This is a genomic window from Arthrobacter sp. B2I5 (genome assembly GCF_030816735.1).
In the GTDB taxonomy this organism is placed as follows: Bacteria; Actinomycetota; Actinomycetes; order Actinomycetales; family Micrococcaceae; genus Arthrobacter.
The window spans coordinates 2,445,618-2,468,762 of the sequence record NZ_JAUSYF010000001.1; the positions used below are offsets into that span (position 1 = coordinate 2,445,618).

Here is a 23,145-nt window from a genome sequence, read left to right on the forward strand (position 1 = left end):
CTTCGCAACAGGCACCCCGAAATCCGGGGCGGCCCCGGCGACGGATCCATTCCGGGCGATGCTTCATCTGGAAGCAGTGACCCCGGCTTGTCTCCCGGCGATCGAAATCAGATTGCCCAGGCGCCGCATCTTAGAGAGAGATCATAGTGACACGTATTGGCATTGTCGCCGAGTTGGGCAGCGAGAGCCGGGTGGCGGCGACGCCCACCACGGTGAAGCGGTTGTTGGAGTTGGGCTACGAGGTTGTGGTCGAGAAGGGTGCGGGGGAGTCCTCAGCGTTCCGTGACGAGGACTACGAAGCTGCAGGTGCCTCGGTGGTGGGTGCTGATGAGGCGTGGGGCAGTGAGGTGGTGCTGCGGATCAATCCACCCTCGGAGGATGAGATTGGCCGTTTGGCTGACGGTGCGACGCTGATTGGAATGTTGGCCCCAAGTTTGCGGCCGGAACTGGTGGAGGCTCTTGCGGTGCGTCCGATTACGGCGCTGGCGTTGGATGCTGTTCCGCGGATTTCGCGTGCGCAGTCGATGGATGTGCTCAGTTCGATGGCGAATATCGCCGGGTATCGTGCCGTGATTGAGGCGGCCCACGAGTTTGGCAGGTTCTTTACGGGCCAGGTGACCGCTGCGGGCAAAGTCCCGCCGGCAAAGGTCCTGGTGGCGGGTGCAGGTGTTGCCGGGCTGGCGGCGATCGGTGCGGCCTCGAGCTTGGGCGCTATTGTGCGCGCGACGGATCCGCGGCCCGAGGTCGCTGATCAGGTGAAGTCCATTGGCGGGTCCTACCTCAAGGTAGAGGTTGAGGAGGAGATGAAATCCTCGGATGGGTACGCCAAAGCAACGTCGGAGGCGTACAACCGGCGTGCCGCGGAGATCTACTCCGAACAGGCAGCGGATGTGGACATCATCATCACCACGGCCCTGATCCCGGGCCGGCCGGCGCCGAAGCTGCTCACGGCCGATGACGTGGCCGCGATGAAGCCGGGCAGCGTGATTGTTGATATGGCTGCCGGCCAGGGCGGCAACGTGGAAGGCTCGGTGGCCGGGGAGCGGACCGTCACCGAAAACGGTGTAGTCATCCTCGGCTACACGGACCTGCCGGCCCGGTTGCCGGCTCAGGCGTCACAGCTGTATGGAACTAACCTGTTGAACCTCCTAAAGCTCCTCACCCCGGAGAAGGACGGCCAGCTGAGAATCGACTTCGACGACGTCGTCCAGCGTTCAGTGACTGTGGTTCGGGAGGGTGAGAAGACCTGGCCGCCGCCCCCGGTGCAGGTCTCCGCTGCCCCCGCCGCCCAGGCCCCGGCCACAGCAGAAGTAACCAATGCGCCGAAGAAGAAGGAAGGCCTTAGTCCTGCGGGCAAGGCGGTTCTGTTCGCCTCGGGGATCGCTGCCCTCTTTGGCATCAACGCGGTGGCCCCGGCGCCGCTGCCGCAGCACTTCACGGTGCTGATGCTTTCGGTCGTGGTGGGCTTTTACGTCATCGGGAAAGTCCATCACGCGCTGCACACCCCGCTGATGTCTGTCACTAACGCGATCTCGGGGATCATCGTGGTCGGTGCCCTGCTGCAGGTCACCTCGGAGAACCCGGTGGAGCAGGTCCTCGCGGCCGTCGCAGTCCTCCTGGCCAGCATCAACATCTTTGGCGGTTTCGCCGTGACCCGGCGCATGCTCGCCATGTTCTCGGCCGGGAAGGCACGTTCATGAGCCCCGCCACCGAAGCAACTGAAATCATCTCGAGGAGCCTTACTTTGCCTGACGCCGTCTCTGGTCCGCTGACCGCGGAATCCATCGCCGGGGCGGCCTACGTCGTCGCGGCCCTGCTGTTCATCCTCAGCCTGGCCGGGTTGAGCAAGCACGAAAAAGCCAGGGCCGGTGTCATCTACGGCATCACCGGCATGGTGATCGCCTTGGGCGCCACGGTGTGGCTGACCGTGCAAGGTGCCTGGGGAACAAGCCACGGCCTGACCGGCCTGGCCCTGCTCGTCGCCGCGATCCTGGTGGGCGGTGCGATCGGGCTCTGGCGCGCCCGGGTGGTAGAGATGACCGGCATGCCCGAGCTCATCGCGCTGCTGCACAGCTTCGTCGGCCTGGCCGCGGTGCTCGTTGGCTGGAACGGCCACCTTCAAGCCCCGGACCTGACCGGAGCCCTTGAGGACGTCCACCACGCCGAAGTGTTCATCGGCGTCTTCATCGGAGCGGTCACCTTCACCGGCTCCATCGTGGCGTTCCTGAAACTGTCGGCCCGGATGAAATCTTCACCGCTGATGCTGCCCGGCAAGAACGCCATCAACCTCGGCGCCCTCGCCGTGTTCGTCGCGTTGACCGTCTGGTACGTCAATGATTCCCAGCTCTGGCTCCTGGTGGTTGTTACGGTGCTTGCCCTCGGACTGGGGTGGCACCTGGTGGCCTCAATCGGCGGCGGTGACATGCCCGTCGTCGTGTCCATGCTCAACAGCTACTCCGGCTGGGCCGCGGCCGCGGCAGGCTTCCTGCTGAACAATGACCTGCTGATCATCACCGGTGCACTGGTTGGTTCCTCCGGCGCCTACCTGTCCTACATCATGTGCAAGGCCATGAACCGGTCCTTCATCTCCGTGATCGCCGGCGGCTTCGGCATTGCCGCCCCCGCCAGCAAAGGGGACACAGACCAGGGCGAGCACCGTGAAATTACGGCCGAGGCAACAGCGGAAATGCTCACCAACGCCTCGTCCGTCGTGATCACCCCCGGCTACGGCATGGCAGTCGCCCAGGCCCAATACCCCGTGGCCGAACTCGCACACCAACTGCGCGAACGGGGCGTGAACGTCAGGTTCGGGATCCACCCCGTCGCCGGACGCCTGCCCGGGCACATGAACGTCCTCCTTGCCGAAGCCAAGGTCCCCTATGACATCGTGTTGGAAATGGACGAAATCAACGACGACCTCGACAGCACCTCCGTGGTCCTGGTCATCGGCGCCAACGACACCGTCAACCCCGCTGCCGCAGAAGACCCCGGCAGCCCCATCGCCGGAATGCCCGTCCTCAAAGTGTGGGAAGCCGAGAACGTCGTCGTGTTCAAACGCTCCATGGCCGCAGGCTACGCCGGAGTCCAGAACCCACTGTTCTACCGTGACAACTCCCAAATGCTCTTCGGCGACGCCAAACAACGCGTCGAAGACATCCTCCGCGCTTTTTAACAGGAGAGGGACTGTAGGCGCCGACGCAGGGTTCTTCCCAATGGGCGCGCCCTGCTTTGACACAACAGGACCTCACTCTCACCGGAGACAACATTGTCCGGGAACTCAACCTGACGCCACCTTAGGGGCTGGTTCGCCCACCCTGCCGGTGGGCCCGGCCATCATGGCTGGCCTCACCGCTGCCATAACCGAAGAACGGGCCCAACAGAACCCCGACCAACTCAAAATGGTCGAATCCATGCCGATGCAGCAGTTCCTTGCCTTCACCAACGGAGCTTTTCCCCCACGAAGCCCTCCAGCCACTGATGGAGCTCAACAAAAACGAAACTGCAGCCTGATAACCGGCGGCCCCCACGCCGCCAATTCCCGAACGAAAGCCCGGGGCGTGCCTTCCCCACCGCCGAAACCGGCGACTGCGATGTGCCACGCTGCGGGAGACCCTTCGGGTCGCTACGTCGGGTATGCCATGCCCCCACGCTAAGACCTGGTTCGGCTGGGCAACCGTCACGGCAGCAGAATCCAACGCAACTACCCGAACCCCACAGAAACAAGGGCAGGACCACTGTGAACCGACTCGACCCCCTCACCCTGCAGCGCACCACGCACCGGGGAGCATAACCACCAACCTCTATAGCACCCTCTAAACGGCGCGGCCCGCGGAGGGTATGAAACCAGTCAACGGGAAGACCTCAGAATGCCACCTAAGACCCTTATTGCAGACTTTGCGGTGACAACCGCTGCAGAACGAGATTCGCAACTTGCGAATGCCCTGGCCATTGCCAAAGCCACCGCGACTTCTGTGGGACAACAGGGCATTGTCATCACTCGGTTGAACTTCCGGCGCTACACAGTTTCCTTGAGTTCGAGCGTCCCTTACGGTTACATCCACGAGGTGGATCAAGCCCAAAGATGCTTGGCGTAGCAATTCGGCATCAGAGGCAGTAGCGAACAGCTCCGGTTGCGATTGGGACGATCGCAGCGATGCCCCGGAACGCCATCTCGGACATTGGCTGTTGGGATAAAGCACACCCCAACCTGACGTCGGGGCGCCTGACGTGGGAAGACTTGCCCCGTAGGTGGAGCTCCGGCCTGGTTCTCAGACACCTGACGAACCGCAGGAGGTGACATCACCCGCCCCTTCGCTAAGCGACTTCCATCAAGACCTGATTCTTCGGACTATTTTGATAGTTCTCGGGCTACCGCAGCTCGGTTTCCTGCCCCTCCAACTGTCAGGGTGGGATCTGAGAACATCATGAGCCACCGTCAACAATGCGGAATTTCGCGCTATTCTGACGCCAGACCGGCGCCGCAACTTGCCCGCGCTCCCCGTCACCCTGTCCAACGCTGCTCTAGGGCGAGGCGACCTCAGAGAAACTTTTACGGGCAAGGCGTGCGGGAACCCTCACACGGCTCCTGCTTCGTGGCATTACCCGATAGCTACTTGACCGAATATCCATTCTCGGCGTTGCCGTGGCCCCGTGGCGGGGAACGGCGGCCGCCTCTATCGGGAACCGATTAGTGAAGCATCGTCTTCAAAGTGTATTCAGCGCTTCCACGGGGGTCTCGGTACCAGATGACCACCCTGCATTTTCTTCCGGCACAAGGATCAGGTCGAGGTAGCCCTTGAGGATGCCGGGCACGTCCACGGTGTCAGGATTGAGGAGCCACTCGGTTTGAATTCCTTCCCATAGAGCCACGATGGTAGGGCCCGCGACATCTGGGTCGACGCCCGGCCGAAGCCGGCCAATGCTCGCGAGGTACCGCAGCTCCCCACTGTATTCCTTCCGAAGCCGGGCGAAGCGTTGGACGAAGTAGTTACGGGCCGGGTGGTCCTCAGTCGTGGCTTCTCCGGAGAGGACGGAGTAGAGCTCTACGAGGTGGGGAATCCGCTCATTGTGTTTCGCCTGCCGCACGATGGTTTCGGCAAACCGCTCCCGTGTGCCCGGGGTGCTCGTGGAGATCCGGTCGCGGTACTCGAGCACCGCCACGAGCAGCTGAGCCTTGGTGGGGAAATGGTGGAGGAGCGTGGTCTGGTTGATCCCTGCCCGGTCCGCGACGTCCTGGATGCTGCCGCCGTTGTAGCCCCGTGACCCGAAGACCTCTACGGCGGCTTCAAGAATTTGCCGTTGGCGCTCAGCGGTCTTGGCGTAGGGGCCGCGCGGGCCTGAGCGTGCGTTCGCCTTCTTAGTCATGGAATCCAGTCTAGTTTCATTAAAAACTGAGCATCCACTCAGCTTTTGTGTTAGCCTTGTCACGTCGGGCCGCACGGCCCCGGCGCCGTGTCCGCGGCGCTGACCATAACGAAGTGGGACTCATGCCATCTCTGACACGACGACAACTCCTTTGCGGTGGACTCGGCGCCTCCGCCTTTGCCCTTCTCACCGGATGCGCCACTCCGGGCACTGTTTCCGTCAATGCCGCACCTGCCATTCCTGCGGCCAGTACCGGTGAGAAGGTGACACTCACGTACTGGTCTTGGCTCAAGAATGTTCAGAAGGTCGCCGATATCTGGAACGCGAGCCACCCCAATGTCCAGGTTGAGACGGTCTGGATCCCCAGCGGCAACCGTGGTGGGTACTCCAAGCTTTACGCCGCGCTAGCGGCGGGCGGCGGCCCTGACCTAGCGCAGGTTGAAATGCGTACCGTTCCTGAGTTCATGCTCGTCAACGGGCTCGTGGATCTCTCGCGCTACGGTGCCCGTGAATACGCACACCTTTATGACCCCGCACTTTGGAGCCAGGTGAGCTTCTCCGGGGGCGTCTACGGCATCCCCCAGGACTCGGGGCCGATGGCCACGTTCTACCGCCCCGACGTCCTGGCCAAGGTAGGCGCGGCGGCACCGGTGACTTGGGAGGAGTGGGCAGCCGTTGGGAAGGAACTCCGCGGTGCCAACGCCTACATCGACTGCTTTTCTCTCGCGGACACCTCCTACTTCGTCTCTTTCGCCGCACAGGCTGGCGCTTCCTGGCTGCGCCCAGCCGAGGACGGATGGGTCATCAACATGACCGACGACTCAACGCTGAACGTCGCGCGTTTCTTTGACCGGGCAATCGACGACGGCATCGTCACCACCGCCTATGGACCCTTCACCCCCGGCTGGTACGCGGCGGCTGCGAAGGGGGAGCTCGCGTCGCTCACGAGCGGCAGCTGGGCCGATGCCCTTGTGCAGAGCGTCAGCGGCGGAGCGGGCAAGTGGCGCGTGGCGCCCATGCCCATTTGGGACCCCAGAGGGTATGGCTCAAGCTACCTCGGCGGCTCCACCGCGGCGGTCCTGGCTAACAGCAAGCACCCCCGCGAGGCCCTCGAGTTCGCTGTCTGGATGACGTCCACGCAGGCCGGCATCGACGCCGAGATCGCCAACAGTGGCATCGGATGGTCGCCCGTGCCGGGCATCATCGGTGCAAAGCGCGAGAGGCCCTCCGACTTTTTCGGGGGGCAGAACTACAACCAGGACGTGATCGTGCCGGCGAGTAAGTCGCAGAACATGGACTGGTCTTGGTGGCCCGTCACCACGCAGTCTTTCAACATCCTGGGCGACGGGTTCCGCCGTAAGGCATCGGGCACGAGCCTAGTCGACACCGTAGCAGCCGCCGAGCAGCAGATCATGACCGCCTTCAGGAACAAAGGTCTGACGATTAGGAAGGAGCAGGCATGAGCGCCACGGCAGATACCGCACAAGCACATCCGTCAGCAGTCCAGCGGGAGGGGCACGGACGGGCAAGGCAGCAGCGCCGCGTCGTCACCCGTGCACCCTGGATACTGCTCGCGCCCTTCCTGGCGCTCTTTGCCCTCACGTTCATCTTCCCGATCATCGCTGCTGTCGGTTCGAGCTTTACGAAAGTGACCCGCAGTGGCCTCTTCGGCGAGACGGGCGTCCACTCCGGGTTTGCGGGGTTCGAGAACTATGCCCGCGCCCTCGGGGACGGTAGCTTCCTCGCCTCGATCGGCCGCGTACTGCTCTTCGGCGTGGTCCAGGTTCCTGTCATGATCGCCCTATGTACAGTCCTTGCGCTCCTGCTGGAGTCGGCCTCGGCTAAGTGGCCCGGGTTCTTCCGCGCGGCCTACTTCATGCCGTACGGCGTGCCGGGTGTCATCGCGACCATTCTCTGGTCTTTTCTCTACGTCCCGGGCCTGAGCCCGCTCGTGGACGCTGCCACGTCCGTAGGCCTCACCGTGAACTTCCTCGGCCCGGACACCGTGCTGTGGTCCATCGCCAACATCGTTACGTGGAGCTACACGGGCTACAACATGCTCATCGTCATAGCCCAGCTTAAGTCGATCCCCGGCGAGATATATGAAGCTGCGCGCGTGGACGGTGCCGGGCCCTTCCGTGTCGCGTGGACCATTCAGCTGCCGCTTATCCGGCCCGCTCTCGTGCTCACAACGGTGTTCTCGATCATCGGCACGCTTCAACTTTTCGCCGAGGCGCAAGTCCTTCAGACTGTGGCTCCGGCCGTCGACAGCCAATACACCCCGAACCTCTCCGCCTACACCACTGCCTTTGCATACAACGACTACAACGTCGCCGCAGCCCAGGCCGTGCTCATTGCCCTCGCGGCCTTCATCCTCTCCTTCACCTTCCTCCGGTTCACGAACAGGAAGTCCTCATGACTGCCACTCCCACCCTTAGCCGGCCCCAGAGCGTCGCCGGGGAGCCACCTGTGACGCGGCGCCGACGCCCGGGCTCCACAACGATTCTTGTCACGGGGCTGCTTGTCGTAGCCGCGCTCTACTTCCTGGTCCCGGTCTATTGGGTGGTGGTCGCTGCGACCAAGACCAGCGGAGACCTGTTCGCGACCAACGGTTTCTTGTTCGCGCCTAATTTCGTCCTATGGGACAACCTGGCGAACGTCCTCTCCTACGGGGACGGCGTCTTTGTGCGCTGGTTCCTCAACTCAATTCTGTATGCAGGGGTTGGCGCATTGGCCGCGACGTACTTCGCCGCTGCTGGCGGCTACGCCTTGGCCAAGTACAACTTCCGGGGCAACAGTCTCATCTTCGGGCTCGTCCTCGGAGGCGTCCTCGTCCCCGGCACCGCCACAGCCCTGCCCCTGTTTCTGTTCTTCAGCCAGCTCGGCATCGCCAACACGTACTGGAGCGTCCTGTTGCCCTCACTCGTCTCGCCGTTTGGCCTGTTTCTGTGTCGGGTTTATGCGCAGGCAACAGTGGATCCGGCGCTGTTGGAGGCTGCGCGAATCGACGGCGCGGGCGAACTTCGCATCTTCCACTCCGTGGGGCTGCGGGTTCTCACTCCCGCCCTGGTGACGGTGTTCTTGTTCCAGCTCGTGGGCATCTGGAACAACTACTTCCTGCCGCTGGTGATGCTCTCCGACTCGAAGCTGTTCCCCATCACGGTAGGTCTGAATAACTGGCTTAGCCAGGCAGACCGGCTCCCGGAGTTCTACCAGCTGACCACCGGCGGCGTACTGCTGTCTGTCATCCCGCTCGCCATCGCCATGATCGTCCTTCAGCGCTTCTGGCGTGGAGGCCTCACAGAAGGAGCCGTCAAATGAGCCCCCGTCCAGCGGAGGCCACAGCCTCCACCGCCTACGTCACCGACCCGGGCCCGGGAGAAGGACGGCGAGTACCGGCCCGTTCCTGGCTTCGCACCGACGCCCCGTCCCTGTCCCTCGACGGGCAATGGCGATTCCGACTCCTCAAGGGAGTCCCCGGAACACCCGGCGGGCGTGGGGTGCTGTCCCCGGGGGAGGCCGCGGAGGCGATGGCCGCTGCGGAGTACGACGACTCTTCGTGGGCGTCGCTGACCGTACCCTCCCACTGGGTGCTCAAGGGCGACGGATCGTACGGCCGCCCGATCTACACCAACGTCCAGTTCCCGTTCCCAATCGACCCGCCATTCGTCCCCGACGAAAACCCCACCGGAGACTATCGCCGCACGTTCGAGCTGCCCGACGGCTGGAAGGCCAACGACACAGGCGGCGAGAGCCGCGTCGTCCTGCGCTTCGACGGCGTCGAATCCCGGTACAAGGTATGGGTCAACGGCACAGAAATCGGATGGGGCGCCGGAAGTCGCCTCGCCCAGGAGTTCGACGTCACCGACGCTGTCAGCACCGGTACCAACACCATCGCAGTCCGCGTCCATCAATGGTCCGCTTCCAGCTACCTCGAAGACCAAGACCAGTGGTGGCTACCGGGCATTTTCCGCTCCGTGACCCTCTTATCCCGCCCGGCCGGCGGCATCGAGGACGTCTGGCTCCAGACCGGCTACAACGACGGGGCCGGGACCCTGGAACCGGAAGTGAAAGCGCCAGCATCGTCATACCCTATTCGCCTCCGCGTACCCGAGCTCGGCATCGACGTCGAGTGGGCCAATCCCGGTGATGTTGCACCGGTACCTGTTTCTGCCGTCGAGCCCTGGACCGCAGAAACCCCGCGGCTCTACGATGCGACCGTGGCCAGCAAGGCCGAGACGGTGTCGCTGCGGATCGGCTTCCGCACCGTAGAGATTGTCGGAGACCAATTCCTGGTCAATGGACGCAAAGTGGTGTTCCACGGTGTCAATCGCCACGAAACCCACCCCACGCTCGGCCGCGTCTTCGACGAGAACTTCGCCCGCGAGGACCTCGCGCTCATGAAGCGCTCCAACGTCAACGCAATCCGTACCAGCCACTACCCGCCCCACCCGAGACTGCTCGAACTCGCAGACGAGATGGGCTTCTGGGTAATCCTCGAGTGCGACCTCGAGACGCACGGGTTCGAGCGGCACGGCTGGGCCCAGAACCCGAGCGATGAGCCGATGTGGCGCGAGGCGCTCCTTGACCGGATCGAACGGACCGTGGAGCGGGACAAGAACCGACCCTCGATCGTCATGTGGTCCCTCGGCAACGAATCCGGCACAGGACAAAATCTCGCCGCTATGTCCGCGTGGGTGCACGCACGGGATGCGGGCAGACCCGTCCACTACGAAAACGACTACGCCGGCGCGTACACCGACGTGTACTCCCGCATGTACGCGACACTGCCCGAGGTGGAAACGATCGGACGCGACGACGACACCACACCGCTGCTGGGCTGCTCCCCTGCCGAGGGGGCGCGGCAGCGGACCAAGCCGTTCCTTCTGTGCGAGTACGTCCACGCAATGGGCAACGGGCCCGGGAACATATTGCTGTACGAGGACCTCGTCGCGAAATACCCGCGGCTGCACGGCGGGTTCGTCTGGGAGTGGCGCGACCACGGTATCGCCGCCCGCACTGCGGACGGCACCGAATACTTCGCCTACGGCGGCGACTTCGGCGAGGAAATCCATGACGGCAACTTCGTGCTCGACGGCCTCATCCTCTCCGACTCCATGCCCTCGCCGGGACTGTATGAGTTCAAGACCGTCGTGGCGCCCGTGGGACTTGCCTTTGACGGACTCGAGCCGGGCGGCAAGCCCTGTGTACGGGTGACAAACCTCCGACACAGCGCGGATCTGGGAGACCTGCTCTTTCGCTGGCGGATCGAGGACAACGGCGAACCAGTCGCCTCCGGTGAGCTCGCCGTCGAGGGGCTCGACGGTAGTCCACTCGCCCCTGGCGCCTCGGCCGCCGTCCCCCTTCCAGTGTCCGCCGAGGGATGCACTGGAGAGGTATGGGTGACCGTCGAAGCGGTCCTCGCTCAGGATGCGGGGTGGGCCCCTTCCGGGCACGAAGTCGCCTCAGCACAGGGCCGTCTCGCGTCGCCCGCGAAGCGCCCGCTGCCGTCCGCAGCCGGGCTCCCGGGCGGAAATTGGCCGCAGGGAGAAGGCGCCGGGCTACTGGAGCTCGGGCCGGCAGTCTTCGATGAAGGACGGCTCGTTAAGCTCGCTGGCCTCCCTGTGGATGGGCCCCGGCTTGAGCTGTTCCGGGCGCCCACGGACAATGACCGCGGCGAATCCCGGGGCGGCTACATCGACACCGACCCTTGGGCGCCAGACGCAGACGGCATCCCGGGCGTAGGAGCTCCCGGGCCGTCGTCGGCAGCGCGCTGGCACGCAGCCGGTCTGGACCGGCTGCACGGGCGTGTTGAGGCAGTCGAAGTGCTCGATGACCGTGCCCTCCGTGTACGCACCCGGTACGCCGCGGCGAACCAGGTGCGCACCGTCACCGTCGAGGAGCAATGGATTCTTGACCCCGAAGGTTTGTGGCTGCGGGTGGACATTCTGCCGTCCTCCGATTGGGACGGTGTGTGGCCCCGTGTCGGTGTGCGGTTCGGGCTGCCCGCCGACGTGGACGCGGCGTCATGGTTCGGGCTGGGACCGCACGAGTCCTACCCTGACAGCCTCGAAGCTGCGCTTGTGGGACGGTACGCAGCCGGGATCGATCAGCTCGCCGTGCCGTATGCGCGCCCGCAGGAGACCGGTCACCGCGGGGGTATGCGCTCCCTCGACCTGCTCCGGGGCTCGGAGCCGTGGGTACGGGTAGACGCGTTCGCGGACGCGCGGGGCCGCCTGCCGGGATTCACACTGAGCCGGTACACGGCCCAGGAGCTCGCCGCGGCCCGGCACCCGCATGAGCTGCCTCCGGCCACGCGTTCATGGTTATACCTCGACGCGGCTCAGCACGGGCTCGGCACCCGCTCGTGTGGCCCCGATGTCTGGCCCGAGTCCGCCTTGGCGCCGGAGGCTCGGACGCTCACCTTCCGCCTGGCGGCCTCCGAATGACCAGCCTCGTGATGTCCAGGATGAGCGCCGATACCGTTCCGATCTCCGGTAGGCAGACCACGCTGCGCTGCGGCCCCTACACCGCCGAAATAGCCAGCGTCGGTGCATCGTTACGCTCCTTGCGCTACAACGGCAGGGACTTGATTCTCCCCTTTTCGGAACATCAGGTCCGCCCCGCCTACCGAGGGGCAGTATTGGTGCCTTGGCCTAACAGGGTTATCGCGGGACGGTATGAATTCGAAGGTGTGGAATACCAGCTCGGTGTCAACGAACCGAGCCGGGGCCACGCACTTCATGGCCTATTGGCCTGGGAAGACTGGTGCCCGGTTAAATCGGACGAGTCCTCGGCCATTCTGTCCACCGTCGTTCAAGCGAGGAGCGGTTACCCCTTCCGCCTGGACGTACAGGTGTCCTACCAGCTGGATTTTTCCGGGCTGCACACCACTGTTACAGCCACCAACACCGGCCCCGGCTCAGCACCTTACGGGGCCGCCGGGCACCCATACTTGGTCGCCGGGGAGGGCCGGGTCGACGACTGGATTCTCGAACTGCCCGCACGAAAAGTGCAGCAAGTCAGCCCGGACCTTTTGATACCTACAGGAGTTAGCGACGTTTCAGAGGATCGACACTACGACTTTGTTGCCCCCCGCCTCATCGGTTCCACAACACTCGACCATGCGTTCACTGATCTCGTACGTGACAACGAAGGTTACTCAACCGCATGCCTGACTACATGGGACGGGTCCGGAACTTCGATGACATGGGGTCGGGACTGCCCCTGGGTGCAGATACACACAGCCGACCTCCCTGATGCGGAATCCAGCAGAGCTGGCCTGGCAGTAGAACCAATGACCTGTCCGCCTAATGCCTTCAACACTAGGACGGACCTCATAGTCCTCCTCCCGGGGCAGAGTCATACCGCGAGCTGGAATATTGAAGCGATACCAGTCGACCCAACACGCACCCGTTCATGAAAATCTTGGTCACAGGGGGCACGGGCTACATTGGTTCCCACACTGTTTTGTCCCTGCAGGAAGCCGGCCACGACGTGGTCGTCATCGACAACCTGGTCAACTCCAGCGAGGAGTCGCTGCGCCGCGTAGCCGAACTCAGCGGCAAGACCGCAGAGTTCCATCAGGTATACCTGGTGGAGGAGGCCGCCATCGACAAGGTCTTTGCCGGCGCAGCCATCGAGGCCGTCATCCACTTCGCTGGCCTCAAAGCGGTGGGCGAATCCGTGCGGGAGCCGTTGAAGTACTACTACAACAACCTTGTAGGCAGTCTGAACCTGATCCGTGTGATGGACAGGCATGACGTCCGGTCCATCGTGTTCAGCTCGTCGGCCACCGTCTACGGGGAGCACAACCCCATCCCCTATGTGGAAAAGATGGAGATCGGGGCCAACAACCCCTACGGGCGCACCAAGGAACAGATTGAGGACATCCTCTCCGACCTCGGCGCCGCCGACCCGCGCTGGCACATAGCCCTGCTGCGCTATTTCAACCCGGTGGGTGCACACCCCTCCGGACGGATTGGCGAGGACCCGCAGGGTATCCCCAACAACCTGGTGCCGTTCATCGCCCAGGTGGCTGTGGGCCGCCGCGACAAGCTCATAGTCTTCGGTGGCGACTACGACACCCCCGACGGCACCTGCCTGCGCGACTACATCCACGTGGTGGACCTGGCGGAAGGGCACATAGCGGCCCTGAACCATATCGCGGACACCACCGGCGTGTTCCGCTGGAACCTCGGCTCCGGCAAGGGCTCCTCCGTCCTAGAGGTCCTGCGCTCCTTTGAGAAGGCCGTGGGCAAGCCCATCCCCTACGACATCACCGGCCGCCGCGCCGGAGACCTCCCTGCCTTCTGGGCCGACGCCACCTCCGCGCTGGCCGACCTCAGCTGGTCCACCACCAAGACCGTGGACCAAATGTGCAAAGACCACTGGCGCTGGCAGAAGAACAACCCCCAGGGCTATATATCCCACCGCGAATGAACTGTAGGAGCAGTGGATAAATGCAGACAGAAAATTCCACCTGCACGGACTTCCACGAGCATGTACCCACGCAGCACGATTCCATCACCATCCACGTCCACACGCGATCCCACTTGGAGGCCGCCGTGGAGGCCGCCGTCCAACAACTCTCTGCTCGTGCGAGGTACCGGAAGCAGGGAATTCTGGTAACCCGGACGGCTCCGGGAACGGTCATCGTAAGCCTTGACCCAAATGTTCCCTACGGCATGAGCTACGAACGAACAACCTGGTAGTACACGAAGGCGATAGGCGAAATCAGCCTCATGCCTGTCTTGGGCTTTTCTGATGGCCCCTTTCCAACATGGCAACTGAACCTAGGAATCACGCATGAAAATTGGAATCCTCACCAGCGGTGGTGACTGCCCCGGACTGAACGCGGTCATCCGCGGCGCCGTACTCAAGGGCATCGCCATCCACGGCCACGAATTCGTGGGTTTCCTCGACGGCTGGCGCGGCGTGGTGGAGGGCGACATCATCGACATCCCCCGCACCATGGTCCGCGGTATCGCCAAGCAGGGCGGCACCATCCTTGGCACGTCCCGCACCAACCCCTTCGACAACGGCGGCGGCCCGGAGGTCATCAAAGCCCACATGGACCGCCTGGGCATCGACGCCATCATCGCAATCGGCGGTGAGGGCACGCTGGCGGCCGCCAAGCGCCTTACGGATGCCGGGCTGAAGATCGTCGGTGTTCCCAAGACCGTTGACAACGACCTGGACGCTACGGACTACACCTTCGGTTTCGACACCGCCGTGCAGATCGCCACGGAGGCCATCGACAGGCTCCGCACCACCGGCGAATCCCACCACCGCTGCATGATCGCCGAAGTGATGGGCCGCCACGTGGGCTGGATCGCGCTGCACGCCGGCATGGCCGCAGGCGCCCACGCCATCCTGATCCCGGAACAAAAAGTCAGCATCGAGCAAATCACCCAGTGGGTAAAGGAAGCCCACCACCGCGGCCGCGCACCCCTGGTGGTCGTCGCCGAAGGCTTCGTTCCCGAGCATATGGATGAGGCCCATTCTGAACGGGGCCTGGACGCCTTCGGCCGCCCCCGGCTTGGCGGCATCGCGGACCAGCTGGTCCCGGAGCTGGAAGCCCGCACCGGCATCGAAACCCGTGCCACGATCCTTGGCCACATCCAGCGCGGCGGCGTCCCCTCAGCCTTCGACCGGGTCCTTGCCACCCGGCTGGGCATGGCCGCCATCGACTCCGTGGTCGAAGGCTACTGGGGCACCATGGTCGCCCTGAAGGGAACAGACATCCAACATGTCGCCTTCGAGGAGGCCCTGGGCCAGCTCAAGACCGTCCCACAAAACCGCTACGACGAAGCAGCCGTCCTGTTCGGCTAAGCGCTCAAAATACAAACATCATCCGAACGCTTTGCTACCCGTCACAAATTTGCTCAGCATCCTGCTGCTATGAAGCTCGAGGACGAGATGCCAACAAGCATGACGCCGAATCAAGACCAAACAAACATCCACTCTTTCGCACCGCGGCAGCCTATTGACGACTGGACTGTGCTGACCGGCCAAGACGTCGAAGTCCACACTCACGGCAGCGTAACCGACCGCGGCCGCGTCGAAGCGGTCATGGCCGACGGATCTCTACTGTGGCTGATGCAGGACGGAGCCCACAGCCGGCGCGTCGCAGAACAACAACCAGGAACGTACATCCGCCGTACCTGGATCTGACGGCGATCGTGTTGGGGGGAACTAGATCTGCGCACTCAAGCTTCAACCGCCCGCGGCGCATTCGGATGGTGTAACTCCGAGGGCTTCTCGTCAGTGAAGGGCACACCTTAACCTGACGTCAGGAAACGCTCAAAAGACCGTCAGGACAGGGTGCAAAAGCCAGTTTCTGCACCTGCCCAGTGAAAGTCTTAGATTCAAACCTGACTGCCGACCCTGTTGCTGAGCTTGTGTCGGCGGGTGCCTGGCAATTGTGCAACAACGTGTTGCGCAATTGTCCAGATGCCATCTGGACAATTAAGAATCCGAACTGCACGGGGCTCTACCTGTCCGAGCCTTGCCTGTCCTCGAATCTGCGGCAATAGTGGCACGAGCTGTGGCACTATTCAGCGGTCCGCCTCATCCTCCACACGCCCAGCCTCGATACCGATGCCACAGTTGTCCCTGGCCCCCCACCTGCTCATAACGGATCAACTCCTCACACCTCTGGCATCCAAGGTCATCAGCGTGAGGACACCTCACGTCCGGTCATGTCGAAACCGGCCCCCGGGACTGATGAACCATCGTGACCGTCAAAATTTGCGAAGAGTGCGCGGGTGGCTTCGAGCCTTCCCGCAAAAGTCAGCGCTTCTGTTCAATCCGTTGCGGCAACAAGAAACGTGACCGTATGCGTCGAACTGCCCGCCGTCCCTCCGTGGCGGTAGAGGCTGACGCCGGAGCCGTAGTTCCGAAGGACGAGCTGAAGGCTGCGCAGCGCCAGCTGGCAACTAGGACAAGGATCTTTCAGCGGCGTGTCGACATTCTCCAGTCGAAGCTCCGCTCCCAGTCCTGTGAGATTGATCGTCTCGAGGCCGAGAACTCTGAGCAGCGTCAAAACAACAATGTCCTCCAACTGGAAGTAGCCAGGCTAAAGCGCGCGCAAAGAACCAACGTGCAGGACCTCGCGCATCTCGCAGCATGGCTGGTCTCGCTTGCGAACGCAAAAGGCGTCGCCCTGGACCCCGCATCGCTGGACATCCTCAACCGCCGCGGATGGCGTCCATCCAAGCGCCAGGCAAGCACGGCGCGGCCATGACGATGTCCATCGCGCGCCTCTCGGCACAATCAGGTCTGCGCTACCTGTTCAAGACCACGATGATGGACGACCTCTCTACCACTCCCCCGGACGCCACCACCTACTACATGAAAGCCGGAACACCGCAGGGCCGATGGATCGGCAGCGGACTACAAGGGATCAACAGAGCTGCCGGCGACGTCGTCACCGAAACCGACGCGAAAGCAGTGTTCGACTTAGCCGTCCATCCGGACACCAACGCGCCGCTGGGCCGACAGCATAGCCAACCCACCGCCGTCGAAAACAAAACCGGCCCGCCCACCGTGAGGCACGCCGTCGTAGGTTTCGACCTGACCTTTAGTGTGCCGAAGTCGGTGTCGGTCCTCTGGGCGCTTAGCCCTCGCAGTTCGCAAGACCAGATTCTCCGCACCCACCACGAGGCGGTGGAGGCAACCCTTGCCTGGTTGGAAGAGCAGGTCATCCACACCCGGGCCGGACGAAACGGCGTCGCCCGCGTCGGCACAATGGGCGCAATCGCCGCCGCCTTCGATCACTGGGAATCCCGCACCGGCGACCCCCAGCTTCACACCCATCTCGTCATCGCCAACCGTATCCAGCGCCTCACCGACGGAGCTTGGGTCACCCTTGACTCCCGCACGCTATACAAGGCCGCCGTCGCCGCCAGCGAACACTACAACGGACTCTTATTCGACGCCCTCCACTGCCACCTTGGCACCGACACGGACATCCGCGTCCCCCTTGTCAATACGGGCAATCCCAGCCAGCAGCTCACCGGGATCGAAGAGGACCTCATCCGCGAGTTCTCCAACCGGTCCCGGCTGATCAACGTGGAAACAGACCGCCTCGTCGCGGAGTGGACAATGGAACGCGGCCATCCGCCAAGCACAGCAACTGTCATCAAACTGCGGCAGCAAGCGACCCTGGCCACACGCGTCCCCAAGTCCGAGCTCCCCACGCCCCTGCACGAGCTATCCACAGAATGGAAGGCACGCGCCACCGCCAAAGGATTCCCACCGGACGACTTAATCGCGGCCACGATCAACCGCTCCCGAATCGCCCCATGTGGCTTCACTGATTTCACCTCTGACTGGATCTGCGCCGTCGCAAACCTGACACGTGAGCGGGTCGCCCACAAACGCTCAACCTGGAACCGCTGGAATCTCCTTGCGGAAGCCGAACGCGTCTGCGCCCAAGTGCGTTGCCGGACGGCGGCGGACAGGAGCACGCTCATGGACGCCGTCGCCACCGCAGCCGAGCAGCAGTCCGTGCCTCTGAATGATTACCGCTACACCGTCCCTGCCCGCGCCGAGGCAGACGTCCGACATGGACCACGAAGCGTCTTCGACTTCCATGGGTCGCGCCTCTACACCGATACGTCCACGCTCGCCTGTGAGGACGCGGTCATGGCGGCAAGGATCCACGACGGCGGCCCGGCAGTCCGCGCAGACGTCATCATGGATCTCCTTGACCAAGTCCAACAGCCAGAGAGCCGAGTGCTTCACTTTGACCAGCGTGCCGCCGTTGCCGACGTAGTCCTGAGCGGCCACAGGCTCGACGCCATCGTGGGGCCAGCGGGCACGGGAAAGACGACAACGTTGAGTGCAGTGAAGGCAGTATGGGAAGCAGAGTACGGCGCCGGCAGCGTTGTTGGGCTCGCCCCGGCAGCTGCCAGCGCGGAAGTGCTGGGCCGCGAACTCGCTATGGCAACGGAGAACGTCACGAAATGGCTGCACGAGTCGGCCGGCCAGGGGGCCAGTTCAAGGGCTGGGCGCTTCTTCAATGTGCAGTCGCAACTGACCACGGTTCCTATCGGCGAGCGCTGGAGCATCGCATTAGCGCAGGAGGCTGCGCAGCTCGCTGCTACCCAGCAACGCTGGTGCTTCCATGCGAATCAGCTCATCATCGTTGATGAAGCGTCAATGGTCTCGACATACCAACTCGCAGGTCTCGTACAGCAAGCCCAGGAAGCCGGCGCGAAGATCCTCCTGGTCGGCGACCCCGGGCAGCTGGACGCCATCGACGCCGGCGGCGTTCTTGGCTGGCTGGACCGGCAAGGGAAGGCAACACGGCTGAGCACGATCTGGAGATTCCATGAGGAGTGGGAGCGCACAGCATCGCTGAAGCTTCGGAAGGGTGACTACGCAGCTATATCCGACTACGCACACCATGGAAGGATCCGGCACGGTAGCTACCTGGATATGGCTGACAAGGCGTACCTCGCGTGGCAGGCCGATACCCGGGCAGGAAAGTCGTCCATCCTCATCGCCGCCGACAACGAAACGGTCAGCATGCTCAATGAACGGGCGCAGGCGGATCGAGTGGCGCGGGGTGAGGTCGATCCCGATCAGACGGTGTTGCTCAGCGATGGCTTATGTGCGGGTTCCGGTGACGCCATCATCGCCCGGGGAAATGACCGGAAGCTCGTGGACAGCGGCGGTGCTTTCGTGCGGAATGGAACGCTGTTCGACGTCGAAGGCATCAGTCGGCGTGACGGCTCCCTGCTCGCGCGGCGGCGGGACACGGGCGCGCGCGTCCTACTCCCCCGGGCGTATCTGGAGATATCCGTCGAGCTGGGCTACGCGACCACAGCCCACCGTTCCCAGGGCATTACCGTAGACACCGGCCACACGGTAGTCACCCAGGGCCGACTCACCCGCGAGCTGCTGTATGTGAGCATGACGCGTGGCCGTTCCGGTAACTTTGCGTACGTCAGCGAAGGTGACGACGCCGACCATCCTGCCGTCGACCCGTCCCAGGAGCTGTCGTGGCGGGGAATCCTCGGCGAGGTGCTCGCTGCGGAAGGCGCTGAGCGGACCGCGCACGAGGTGCGTGACGCGGAGCTTAGGAAGGCGGACAGCCTTGAGCGGCTCTACGCGGAGTATGACTACCTCGCGCAGATCGCGGCAGGACTGGATCTTAGGCGGCAGTTGGACGAACATGTCCCTGGCGCCTCGCAGGAATTCGAACAATCTCCGTCGTGGGGCGCAGCTGTCGCGGCATGGCGGAAAGCCACAGCCGTCAGCCGGCAGGGTACCGAGCGCATACTGAGCCAGTTCTGCCAGGAAAGTAGCATTGCCAATGATCGCTGCGCTGTCCTCACCACGCGCTTACGCCGGTTCATGAAAGGGAGGACGACGGCGGTCGAGGAACCTCTGGTTGAAAAGCTCACCATTCCGCGCCCTGACTTAGCGTCGATGATTCAGCAGGTCAGGGTACGTATCTCCCAAAGGACGGAGACCGTGAGCATGGCAGCGCTGACAGCCGATCCTGAGTGGAAGCGTGCATTGCTTGAAGCCGTCGGAGATGGCACCAGCGGCGAAACCTGGCAGCTGGTCCGTGACGTTGCCGTCTTTCGCGACAGGTGGGCGCTGCCGGACTCTCCCCTTCCCTTGGGTCCGTCTCCCGCGGATTACGAATGGGAACAACGGGGCCAGCGTGAACGAATCAACGCAGCAATTAACAATGCTCATCGCCGTGGCACCGCTCAACGAGATGACTCACCTGTGGATTCAGCCCTTTCTCAGCAAGTCGTCCTTACAGGTGCCGGCTGGCAGCTCTAATCTGGTAGGGAGGTAATGCGAATGGTCGTCAATCCAGTGGTAAGACCCAAGGTAGCGACAACCGGACTAGTGATAGCCAGCGCGGTTGTCTTCATAGTCTGCGCCCTCTCATTCGTAGCCTTGGCTCCCACGGAACTTCCTCTCGTCATGAAGGTCATCGTTGGCAGCTTGTTGCTGGCAACTGTTCTAGTGCTGGCGCTGTTATGGGGGAAAAGATCTGCCCGACGGCGGACCTGGCTGGCTAACGCAGCAAACAGGTGGCGATCCTTCGACAGCGCTAAGCTCGCCAGCGGGACCACGACAGAGGTGACCCTCCTCAGCGTCGACGCGGTGCAACCCACCGGCGCGTGGGTCACCATCATGTGGAACCGCTTCAACCACGTTCAGCGAGCCTGGATAGAAGCACTACCCGAACCACTATGGCCAGGATCCGTCCTGCTCATCGCCCCCGACCCCACTCAAGTAATGCCGAGCACACCTTGGCCAGAGACGTATTTCATTCGAGCCGCCGACTGCTTAGCCTGGGCACCCGCCGAAGGCAGGAGCCCCTAAGCGGCATCTGCTGTTACGACGCTCCGGCGATACAAACATTCGAACGTATGTTCTAAAATAGCTTCATGATTAAGTCCGGCTCCCCTGAAGATGTCGAGCGAATGATGATGCGCATGGACGCCGAAGCAAGCCGGCCGATAGACGACCCCGCACCCATCCGGGATTTCCCGAAGTATGGGCGTCCGCTTGTGTACGTCAGCGGAATTTACGGCAAAGCCGTCGGGTGGACCCACAAGTACGGCCTCATCGAGTGGCTGGATACTTCCGGCAAATACCACATGGGTTGGGCGCATTCCTCGAGCATCAGGCGTGTAAAGCCTGATGAGTGGAAGGGCAGTAGTGCGCTCTAGTCGGCAGCCATCCCGGCGACGCTCAGGAAATCATCGGGTGGCGCCCTGCGTCTCGAAGAAACGCAAGGCTCGCGGTCGTGCCTAGGGTCGTGGGCATGGAAAGAGATCCCTCAGGTGAGCTGAGAGGACAGACGTCGATCAACGATCTTCTCGACCAGCCGGTCGGCGCCGCACCGGTCCAGCTCGCGCTGCCGATCCTGGTGCAGGTGAAGCCTGGACAATTCCGCCGGCTGTCTTAGAGCGGCTGCCGAAAGCGTCGGAGCGTTGACAAAGTGATGGCCTGGTCCAAAAGAGGATCAGGCCATCACACTTACAGCAGCGGTCAGCTACATACTTATGTCAGCCCGCGCCCGCCCGCCTAAAGGGGGTGCGGCCACCGGACCTTTCGTAGCGATGCTGTAAGCAGGTTGAGCCGCTTCAGGCGCCGCTTGCAGACCCGCGTCGACCGCAGCTTCCGGGCCGGCTGCCGCCCGTGGGGAGCGCTGGTAAGCGGCTGTCCCGAACCGAAGGTCAGGACCGATCGTTTCAGCAACAATCCGACGAGCTTCCCGCCGCTCACCATCCTTTTCGAACGCGCGGAACTCGAGTTCACCCGACACCGTTACCGGGTCCCCCTTCTTGAGGGAGTTCGAAGCGTTCTCTGCGAGCGCTCGGAACGCGGATACGTTGTGGAAGACCGGGTCTCCGTCGTGCCAGCTTCCGTCTGCTCCCTGAATCCGCTGGTTCACCGCTACGCGCAGTTTGGTATGCGCTACACCCGACTCCCCATACGTGAGCTCGGGGTCCGCAACGAGATTGCCAACAATGTTGACCGGAATCTTGGTGCTCATATCTTCTGCCCTTTCATTCGTAGACGGGGCTCTCCCGTCCAACAGTTGGTGGATGCCCTAGGGGCCCGAGATCTCCAAGCCACGGGTGGGCTCGCCCGGCTGCTGCAGGCCAACATACGAATCCTGCCCCCGCACGCTGGGTGAGACGTCAGCAGCGGGGACCTTCCCGCCAAAACCCGGAGGATTCGTGACTTCGAGGATGTCCTTGCTTGCCGCCGTGACGCGGCCCAAGACTGACTTCGCAATGTCGACCCGCGAGGCCGGTTGCTTCGAAGAAGAGTCGCGCGCCGCGGCGGAATGCTCAGCCTCAATGACTGCGTCAGCCCAGCCGGATAGGTAGCTCGCTGACTGGGGACCCCGGTCTATTCCGTGCGCCTTCAGCACGGTGTACGCAACTGACTCGGCTTCGACCTCAGCCAGCCCGCGGTGGTCCACACTGCTCCCATAAAGCTTGCCCACGTGGTCATCCGGACCATGCAGCAGAACATGCCCAAGCTCATGCGCCAGGACGGCGACGCGCTCCTCCGCATTCAGCCAGCCGCCCACTTGAATTTGACGCTGGGCGAAGTCAGTGAAGCCGCTCGTCAGCCCAAACTGCGCATCGGTGACCTGGATCGAGAAGCCGTGCGTGCGTGCAACCCGGGCCAGCGACTCCCATAGGTGCCGCACGTCCAAGGTCGGGGCATCCCTCGGCCTGGGAACCAGCAGCGGAGCCCCCTGGGTCTGCGAAACGTCGAAGACTGCCTGGCCACGCCAACCCGTGATAAGGGTCTTCTTCCCCTCGTCGATAGCACCCTTGGGAAGCGTGTCACCCAGAGGAATGCGCTGGCGCGTACCATCGGGCAGCAGCATCTGCTGCACACGGGCAGTCCGAGGTGCAATGACCCACAGGGCCTGCTCGCTACGAAGGACAGTGCGGCCGTGTCGTTCCCATTCCTTGTACCCGGCGACGAGCGTCGGCTCGTCCGTACCCCGCTGCGCCATCTGCATCATGAGCAAGGCGACGTTGCCGCCTGAGTACCGCCACAAATTGGCTGAGGCATCGAGCAGAACCTGCCAATGTGAAGGTGACTCGACCGCCTCCTCCAGGATCGAGTGCAGGCCATCCATCAAAGAGGCGATTCGCTCCTCGGGCGCCATACGGCGGGCGCCGATGCTGGCTTCCTGAGAGCTCTGGTCAGGCAAAATGCTAGGTTGAACTTCAGGTGTAGCGGCCACGACAGCCACCCTTCATGCTTCTT

The 23,145-nt window shown here is 63.1% G+C and carries 19 protein-coding genes; 16 read left to right on the top strand and 3 right to left on the bottom strand.

Annotation, left to right across the window (positions count from 1 at the left end; all coding sequences use genetic code 11):
* Window positions 1–146: 146 nt before the first annotated feature.
* A complete protein-coding gene (locus tag QFZ60_RS11515; RefSeq protein ID WP_307090620.1) occupies window positions 147–1,700 on the top strand; it encodes a Re/Si-specific NAD(P)(+) transhydrogenase subunit alpha in 1,554 nt (517 codons plus the stop codon).
* Window positions 1,697–3,172 carry a Re/Si-specific NAD(P)(+) transhydrogenase subunit beta gene (pntB, locus tag QFZ60_RS11520; protein WP_307090621.1) on the top strand — a complete coding sequence of 492 codons (1,476 nt, stop codon included), beginning with the start codon at window positions 1,697–1,699 and terminating at the stop codon, window positions 3,170–3,172. The genes QFZ60_RS11515 and pntB overlap by 4 nt, the downstream gene beginning before the upstream one ends.
* Window positions 3,173–4,704: 1,532 nt before the next feature.
* Here the strand turns inward: pntB and QFZ60_RS11525 are convergent.
* The gene (locus tag QFZ60_RS11525) at window positions 4,705–5,364 is read right to left on the bottom strand and encodes a TetR/AcrR family transcriptional regulator (protein ID WP_028271802.1); all 660 of its coding nucleotides are present in this window, start codon (window positions 5,362–5,364) and stop codon (window positions 4,705–4,707) included.
* A 122-nt stretch (window positions 5,365–5,486) separates the two neighbouring features.
* On the opposite strand from QFZ60_RS11525, the gene QFZ60_RS11530 reads away from it, so the two are divergent.
* From QFZ60_RS11530 to QFZ60_RS11595, 14 genes are all read left to right on the top strand, one after another.
* Window positions 5,487–6,827 (top strand): ABC transporter substrate-binding protein, encoded by a 1,341-nt coding sequence (locus QFZ60_RS11530; RefSeq protein WP_028271803.1) that lies wholly within the window; start codon window positions 5,487–5,489, stop codon window positions 6,825–6,827.
* Window positions 6,824–7,783 carry a carbohydrate ABC transporter permease gene (locus QFZ60_RS11535; protein ID WP_028271804.1) on the top strand — a complete coding sequence of 320 codons (960 nt, stop codon included), beginning with the start codon at window positions 6,824–6,826 and terminating at the stop codon, window positions 7,781–7,783. The genes QFZ60_RS11530 and QFZ60_RS11535 overlap by 4 nt, the downstream gene beginning before the upstream one ends.
* Window positions 7,780–8,685 (top strand): carbohydrate ABC transporter permease, encoded by a 906-nt coding sequence (locus QFZ60_RS11540; RefSeq protein ID WP_028271805.1) that lies wholly within the window; start codon window positions 7,780–7,782, stop codon window positions 8,683–8,685. The genes QFZ60_RS11535 and QFZ60_RS11540 overlap by 4 nt, the downstream gene beginning before the upstream one ends.
* Window positions 8,682–11,813 carry a glycoside hydrolase family 2 TIM barrel-domain containing protein gene (locus QFZ60_RS11545; protein ID WP_307090622.1) on the top strand — a complete coding sequence of 1,044 codons (3,132 nt, stop codon included), beginning with the start codon at window positions 8,682–8,684 and terminating at the stop codon, window positions 11,811–11,813. The genes QFZ60_RS11540 and QFZ60_RS11545 overlap by 4 nt, the downstream gene beginning before the upstream one ends.
* 20 nt (window positions 11,814–11,833) lie before the next feature.
* On the top strand, window positions 11,834–12,787 hold the full coding sequence (locus tag QFZ60_RS11550; protein WP_307093296.1) for an aldose 1-epimerase family protein: 954 nt from the start codon (window positions 11,834–11,836) through the stop codon (window positions 12,785–12,787).
* Window positions 12,784–13,806, top strand: a complete 1,023-nt coding sequence (galE, locus tag QFZ60_RS11555) for a UDP-glucose 4-epimerase GalE (RefSeq protein WP_307090623.1) — start codon at window positions 12,784–12,786, stop codon at window positions 13,804–13,806. The genes QFZ60_RS11550 and galE overlap by 4 nt, the downstream gene beginning before the upstream one ends.
* A 20-nt stretch (window positions 13,807–13,826) precedes the next feature.
* Window positions 13,827–14,078: a hypothetical protein gene (locus QFZ60_RS11560; protein WP_043438973.1), complete on the top strand. Its 252-nt coding sequence runs from the start codon at window positions 13,827–13,829 to the stop codon at window positions 14,076–14,078.
* A 94-nt stretch (window positions 14,079–14,172) separates the two neighbouring features.
* Window positions 14,173–15,198, top strand: a complete 1,026-nt coding sequence (locus QFZ60_RS11565) for an ATP-dependent 6-phosphofructokinase (RefSeq protein ID WP_028271809.1) — start codon at window positions 14,173–14,175, stop codon at window positions 15,196–15,198.
* Window positions 15,199–15,267: 69 nt separating this feature from the next.
* Window positions 15,268–15,540, top strand: coding sequence for a hypothetical protein (locus QFZ60_RS11570; RefSeq protein ID WP_307090624.1), 273 nt, complete (start codon window positions 15,268–15,270; stop codon window positions 15,538–15,540).
* 562 nt (window positions 15,541–16,102) lie between these two features.
* Entirely contained in the window at window positions 16,103–16,612 is a 510-nt protein-coding gene (locus QFZ60_RS11575) for a hypothetical protein (protein WP_307090625.1), read from the top strand.
* On the top strand, window positions 16,609–20,172 hold the full coding sequence (gene mobF / locus QFZ60_RS11580) for a MobF family relaxase (protein WP_307090626.1): 3,564 nt from the start codon (window positions 16,609–16,611) through the stop codon (window positions 20,170–20,172). The genes QFZ60_RS11575 and mobF overlap by 4 nt, the downstream gene beginning before the upstream one ends.
* A gap of 21 nt (window positions 20,173–20,193) precedes the next feature.
* Window positions 20,194–20,724, top strand: coding sequence for a hypothetical protein (locus tag QFZ60_RS11585; protein ID WP_307090627.1), 531 nt, complete (start codon window positions 20,194–20,196; stop codon window positions 20,722–20,724).
* Between the two features lie 65 nt (window positions 20,725–20,789).
* Window positions 20,790–21,074 (top strand): hypothetical protein, encoded by a 285-nt coding sequence (locus tag QFZ60_RS11590; RefSeq protein ID WP_307090628.1) that lies wholly within the window; start codon window positions 20,790–20,792, stop codon window positions 21,072–21,074.
* A 95-nt stretch (window positions 21,075–21,169) separates the two neighbouring features.
* A complete protein-coding gene (locus QFZ60_RS11595) occupies window positions 21,170–21,313 on the top strand; it encodes a hypothetical protein (RefSeq protein WP_156400252.1) in 144 nt (47 codons plus the stop codon).
* 87 nt (window positions 21,314–21,400) lie between these two features.
* Here QFZ60_RS11595 and QFZ60_RS11600 read toward each other — a convergent pair whose 3' ends face one another.
* Together QFZ60_RS11600 and QFZ60_RS11605 are read right to left on the bottom strand one after the other, a co-directional pair.
* Window positions 21,401–21,904 (bottom strand): single-stranded DNA-binding protein, encoded by a 504-nt coding sequence (locus QFZ60_RS11600; protein ID WP_307090629.1) that lies wholly within the window; start codon window positions 21,902–21,904, stop codon window positions 21,401–21,403.
* A gap of 57 nt (window positions 21,905–21,961) precedes the next feature.
* Complete coding sequence (locus tag QFZ60_RS11605; protein WP_307090630.1) at window positions 21,962–23,089, bottom strand: ArdC-like ssDNA-binding domain-containing protein; 1,128 nt, start codon at window positions 23,087–23,089, stop codon at window positions 21,962–21,964.
* Between the last annotated feature and the right edge of the window lie 56 nt (window positions 23,090–23,145).